Here is a 5,384-nt window from a genome sequence, read left to right on the forward strand (position 1 = left end):
AAGGTATCGCCGCTCAACCGTCGGCTGCCGGTTCGGCGCTTCCGCCCCGATGCTCAAGCGGCCTTCGGGGGCACTGGCATCCGTCAGGAGGTGGCCGCCGGGTGCGGGTCGCCGAGGTACGGGAACCGGTCCAGGGTGTCGGTGTGCGGCGTCAGTCCGGTGGGCGGCGCTTCGTTCTTGGTGAGGAACGCGACGCGGATGTCGATGACGTCTTCGGTGAACGTCCGGCCGTTGGGGTACGCGGCCGGCTTGGACGGGTCGAAGTGCAGCACGTCCGGCAGGAGGCCGTGCTCGTCGATCGCGGCGATCGCCTCCGCACGGGAGTAGCCGCCCGTGTGTCCCAGCAGGTGGATGAACTGGTCCATCCACCGTTCCCGGTCGTCGACCGGCTCGCCGGCGTTGTACTCCTCTTTCGTGTCGTCGGTGTTGAAGAAGCTGCTCATCGACGGGTGTCCGGCCCGGTCCACGTGCACGAGTTCGCCGTCGCGCTGGACGCCGCACCGGCCCCACACCCGCAACTCGGGCTGGGGCGCCAGTTCCGCGGTCGGCAGTTCGACGGCCATGGAGAAGACGTTGGCCGTGGTGTTAGAGTCGACGCCGGTCCACGGGGACTTCCCGCCCAGATGCGGCGCGGTGAAATTCCGTTTGCCGCTGGTGTCGAAGAGATTCTTGATTCCGTCGAAGTCGAAGAAGAAGGCATCACTGCGGCTACCGGCGGCAATCTTGTAGTCGCCGCTGCCGACCACGTTGGCCTGAGGGCCGAAAGAAACGGTGGCGTCCGACACGATCTTGGCGCCCACCGCCTCGGGCCTGCGGGACTCGGCACCGGTTGCCATGAAGACGCTGTAGGTCTGGGAGCCGTCGGGCGCCGGCCGGCTGAAGACCCAACTGAAGGCGACGTCGGTCAGGTCATCGCCGTCGTTGTCGATGTTCAGGCGATATACGGCGTCGGGGTGCAGGGCGTCCGCGTTGGGATTGGCATTGAGGATGAGAACGGTCCTGCTCTGATCCCCGGGCGCCAGGAAGGCGTACAGGTCACACAGATCAAGGCGCTGGTCGCCGAGGGGTGACCCAAGGCTGAGGCCGGTGAAGTGGTTCGACATGTCAGGCCCTCCATCGCTCGCTCGCCGGAAGACCGCTGGACCGGTCGCTCCGCGGCACCGTCACACCCAGCGGTGCATGAGTTGATCTCCCTAACCCTGTTTCTGCAGGTTAAGCGGTTGGTGTCTGCGAGATGAGGGTCTGTCGCGGTGTGTCGCCGGGAATCACGTGCGCTGGGGCTCGTACGTGCACTCGCTGATCTGGGTGATCTCGACGTCGCGCATCATGCGTTCCACCGGAAAGTCCTTCGTGTACCCGTACCCACCCAGCAGGCTCACCACGTCCACCGTGATCTCCATGGCCGCGTCCGGCAACAGACGCGGCATGTGTTCCAGGATGGAAAAGCGTCGCGTTGTATCGGTAGCGTGGAGCGGTAACAGCTTGGAGGCCACCGATGTCCACCCCACGTCACGACAGCGAGGCACTGATCCCACGCCCGCCGCTGACCACCGCTGCTCTCCGGGCGGCAGTCGCTCAGATCGCGCCGGCGTACCTCGGCCAGTTCGTCGACCACCTCGACCAGGCGACGGAGCAGGCGGCGCGGCAGAGCAAGGTGGCACCTCTGCAGAGCTTCTTGCAGCAATGGGGGGAGTTCGTGGCGATTCAGAGATACCCCGCCCGAGCGTCCCGCCTGCGCGAGCTGGAGGCGGAAATCGCCACCGTCACCGATAGAGCCAGACTGAACTCGGCCCTGGCGGAGATCACCGACATCACGACATCCGCGCGGCTAGAGGCCATCGGTGAGTGACGCTTGGACCTGGGAGTACAACCCGGATGCTGACCTTGTCATCGCCGGGCTCCCGCCCACGGTCGTCCTTGAAGTCGAGCGGCTTGCCGACCAGCTCGCAGTCCTCGGAAAGGACTCGACCCACGCCGGCCGAGGCCGCTGCATGGAGGAGGTCTTCGGACGCTCGACCTCTTCGGCGGCCGCGGGTTCCTCAACTTCATCACCGCGGAACACCTGCGCCTCGTGCTGATCGTTCGTGTCACCTGGTTGGATTGACGCCGCCTGCCCACAACACAGCTTACGGAGGCCCTTCCAGCTCCCCCTGGAGGGCCTCCGCATCCAAGCACGGCCAGGCGGAAGATTCCGCGTTACCAGCTACTTGAGGAGCTGGCGGGCCATGACCATGCGCTGGATCTGGTTCGTCCCCTCGTAGATCTGGGTGATCTTGGCGTCTCGCATCATGCGTTCCACCGGGAAGTCCTTCGTGTACCCGTACCCGCCCAGCAACTGCACCGCGTCCACGGTGATCTCCATGGCCGCGTCCGAGGCGGCGCACTTGGCGGCGCTGGACAGGAACGTGAGGTCCTTCTGGGGCTGGCCCTTCATAGCCAGCTCGGACTTGGCCGCCGCGTGGTACGTCAGCTGCCGCGCCGCCTCCAGCTTCATGGCCATGTCGGCGAGCATGAACTGCACGCCCTGGAAGTCGGCGATGGCCTTGCCGAACTGCTTGCGTTCCTTCACGTAGCCGACCGCGTAGTCGAGCGCCCCCTGCGCGATGCCGAGCGCCTGGGCGGCGATGGTGACGCGGGTGTGGTCGAGGGTGGCCAGCGCGGTCTTGAACCCGGTCCCCGGGGCGCCGATCATGCGGGACTCGGGGATCCGCACGTCCTCCAGGATCACCTGGCGGGTCGGGGACGCCTTGATGCCGAGCTTGCGCTCCTTCGGCCCGAAAGAGACGCCCTCGTCTGACTTCTCCACGACGAAGGCGGAGATGCCGCGGGCTCCCCCGGCGGACGGATCGGTGACCGCCATGACGGTGTAGTACTCGGACACGCCGGCGTTGGTGATCCACATCTTGGTGCCGTTGAGCACGTAGTGGTCGCCGTCGCGGACGGCGCGGGTCTTCATGCCGGCGGCGTCGGAGCCGGCCTCCGGCTCGGAGAGCGCGTACGAGAACATGGCGTCGCCGCGGGCCACGGCGGACAGGTACTGCTGTTTGAGCTCCTCGGACGCCGACAGCATGATCGGGACGGTGCCGAGCTTGTTGACGGCGGGGATCAGGGAGGAGGAGGCGCAGGCGCGGGCGACCTCCTCGATGACGATGACGGCGGCCAGCGCGTCGCCGCCCGCTCCCCCGTACTGCTCGGGGACGTGGATGGCGTGCAGGTCAGCGGCGACGAGGGCCTTGTAGACGTCCCACGGGAACTCCTCGGCCTCGTCCGCCTGAGCGGCGCGCGGGGCGATCTTCTCGTCGGCGAGGGCCCGGACCGTCTCCCGGAGCATGTCGTGCTCTTCGGCGGGCGCGTACAGAGGAAAGCTCATACTCAAATAGTAGGACGTCCAAGCATCTTGCTACCAATCGGTACGGTTTGCTGGAGTTGGCAAGGTGGCACGAAGAAGGGGTGACGCGGGCCTGTAGCATGCCTCCGCGATGGAAAGGAGCTACTCGTGCCATATCGCCTGACGGTGATCGGGACCGGCTACCTGGGCATCACGCATGCGGCCTGCATGGCGGATCTCGGGTACGAGGTGCTCGGCCTCGACATCGACGCCGAGAAGGTCCGCTGTCTCAACGACGGTGAGCTCCCCATCCACGAGCCGGGGCTGGAGCCGGTGCTCCGCCGTGGGTTGGAGTCCGGCCGGCTGCGCTTCACCACCTCCTACGAGGAGGCGGGCGCGTTCGGCGACGTCCACTTCGTCTGCGTGGGCACGCCGCAGAAGAAGGGCGAGTACGCCGCCGACGTGTCCTACATGGACGCCGCGATCGACTCGCTGGCCCCCTACCTCGACCGCGAGTGCCTGGTCGTCGGCAAGTCGACGGTCCCGGTCGGCACCGCGTCCCGGCTGGCCGACCGGCTGACCGCGCTGGCCCCGGCGGGCGCGCAGGCCGAGCTGGCGTGGAACCCGGAGTTCCTGCGCGAGGGCTTCGCGGTGCAGGACACGCTCCACCCCGACCGCATCGTGCTGGGCGTCCGCACCGAGCGGGCCGAGAAGGTGCTGCGCGAGATCTACGAGCCGCTCGGCGAGGTGCCGATGGTGGTGACCGACTTCGCGACGGCCGAGCTGGTCAAGTCCGCCGCCAACTCCTTCCTGGCCACCAAGATCTCCTTCATCAACGCGATGGCCGAGGTGTGCGAGGCCGCCCACGCCGACGTGCAGCAGCTCTCGCTCGCGCTCTCGTACGACGACCGGATCGGCGGCCGTTACCTGAACCCGGGGCTCGGCTTCGGCGGCGGTTGTCTGCCCAAGGACATCAGGGCGTTCATGGCGCGGGCCGGCGAGCTGGGGGCCGACCAGGCGCTGACGTTCCTGCGCGAGGTGGACGCGATCAACATGCGCCGCCGCGCCCGCATGGTCGACCTGGCCCGCGAGCTGGCCGGGGGCTCCTTCCACGGCTGCACGGTCGGCGTGCTCGGCGCCGCCTTCAAGCCGAACTCCGACGACATCCGCGACTCCCCCGCCCTGGACGTGGCGCTCACGATAGAGCGTCAGGGCGGCAAGGTGACGGTGTACGACCCGATCGCGCTCGGCAACGTCCGCAAGGCGCACCCCGAGCTCGCCTTCGGCCGGTCCGCCGTCGACGCGGTACGCGGCGCGCACGTCGTGCTGCTGCTGACGGAGTGGAAGGAGTTCGTCGACCTGGACCCGGAGGCGCTGGGCTCGGTCGTGGCCGCCCGCAAGATCGTCGACGGGCGCAACGCGCTCAACGCCGAGGCGTGGCGCTCCGCCGGGTGGCACTACCGGGCGCTGGGCCGCCCCTGATCAGCGGCGCACCCACTGGGTGAACACCGGCCGGTAGCCCTGCCTGGCCCAGAACGGGGCCGACAGCGGGTTCGGCACGGCGTGGTGCAGCACCGTCACGGCCACCCCCGACGCGTCCAGCCGGGCGTGCGCGGCGGCGGCCAGCGCGGCTCCCACGCCACGCCCCCGTACGGCGGGATGGGCGTACATGACGCCCAGATAGGCGGCCGGCGTCCGCGTCACCAGGGACGCGACCCAGCGCGACCGGGCCGGCGGGTCGACGATGACGACGCCGGCCACCGCGCCCCGGTGCTCGGCGACCCAGGCCCACGAGCGCGGCAGCGTGTCGGCCAGGTGCTCCCTGATCCTGGCGGGGGTGGACGGCCGCGGCGTGACCCAGCCGAACTGCGCGTCGTAGGCCACCAGCGCCTCGTACAGGCGCGCGACGTCCTCCAGGTCGGCGGGCGTCACGGGCCGTACCCGGGGGTCGTCCGGCGGCCGTGACGCGCCGCGCGGGCGGGCGGCGACCGCGACCAGCGGCGCGAAGCCGCGCAGGGACAGGGCGCGGACGGCGGCGGTGTCGCCGCTGGGCCAG

Annotated in this window: 6 protein-coding genes; 2 read left to right on the plus strand and 4 right to left on the minus strand. The window is 69.1% G+C overall.

Annotated features, from left to right (window positions below; all coding sequences use genetic code 11):
- Nucleotides 1-83: 83 nt before the first annotated feature.
- On the minus strand, nucleotides 84-1,103 hold the full coding sequence (locus tag OUY22_RS35395) for a DUF4331 family protein (protein WP_270159680.1): 1,020 nt from the start codon (nucleotides 1,101-1,103) through the stop codon (nucleotides 84-86).
- A 162-nt stretch (nucleotides 1,104-1,265) separates the two neighbouring features.
- Nucleotides 1,266-1,427, minus strand: a complete 162-nt coding sequence (locus tag OUY22_RS35400) for an acyl-CoA dehydrogenase family protein (protein ID WP_456299859.1) — start codon at nucleotides 1,425-1,427, stop codon at nucleotides 1,266-1,268.
- Between the two features lie 68 nt (nucleotides 1,428-1,495).
- On the opposite strand from OUY22_RS35400, the gene OUY22_RS35405 reads away from it, so the two are divergent.
- Entirely contained in the window at nucleotides 1,496-1,849 is a 354-nt protein-coding gene (locus tag OUY22_RS35405; RefSeq protein ID WP_270159682.1) for a hypothetical protein, read from the plus strand.
- A gap of 354 nt (nucleotides 1,850-2,203) precedes the next feature.
- Here OUY22_RS35405 and OUY22_RS35410 read toward each other — a convergent pair whose 3' ends face one another.
- A complete protein-coding gene (locus tag OUY22_RS35410; protein ID WP_270159683.1) occupies nucleotides 2,204-3,370 on the minus strand; it encodes an acyl-CoA dehydrogenase family protein in 1,167 nt (388 codons plus the stop codon).
- 126 nt (nucleotides 3,371-3,496) lie between these two features.
- On the opposite strand from OUY22_RS35410, the gene OUY22_RS35415 reads away from it, so the two are divergent.
- Nucleotides 3,497-4,810, plus strand: coding sequence for a UDP-glucose dehydrogenase family protein (locus OUY22_RS35415; protein ID WP_270159684.1), 1,314 nt, complete (start codon nucleotides 3,497-3,499; stop codon nucleotides 4,808-4,810).
- Here the strand turns inward: OUY22_RS35415 and OUY22_RS35420 are convergent.
- On the minus strand, nucleotides 4,811-5,384 hold a 574-nt coding region (locus tag OUY22_RS35420; protein WP_270159685.1), incomplete at its 5' end, for a GNAT family N-acetyltransferase.

This window comes from Nonomuraea corallina, assembly GCF_027620315.1.
Classification (GTDB): domain Bacteria; phylum Actinomycetota; class Actinomycetes; order Streptosporangiales; family Streptosporangiaceae; genus Nonomuraea; species Nonomuraea corallina.

Coding starts and splice junctions, on each gene's coding strand:
- OUY22_RS35395 (WP_270159680.1), bottom strand. CDS start 1,103: ATGTCGAACCACTTCACCGGCCTCAGCCTTGGGTCACCCCTCGGCGAC.
- OUY22_RS35400 (WP_456299859.1), bottom strand. CDS start 1,427: ATGCCGCGTCTGTTGCCGGACGCGGCCATGGAGATCACGGTGGACGTG.
- OUY22_RS35405 (WP_270159682.1), top strand. CDS start 1,496: ATGTCCACCCCACGTCACGACAGCGAGGCACTGATCCCACGCCCGCCG.
- OUY22_RS35410 (WP_270159683.1), bottom strand. CDS start 3,370: ATGAGCTTTCCTCTGTACGCGCCCGCCGAAGAGCACGACATGCTCCGG.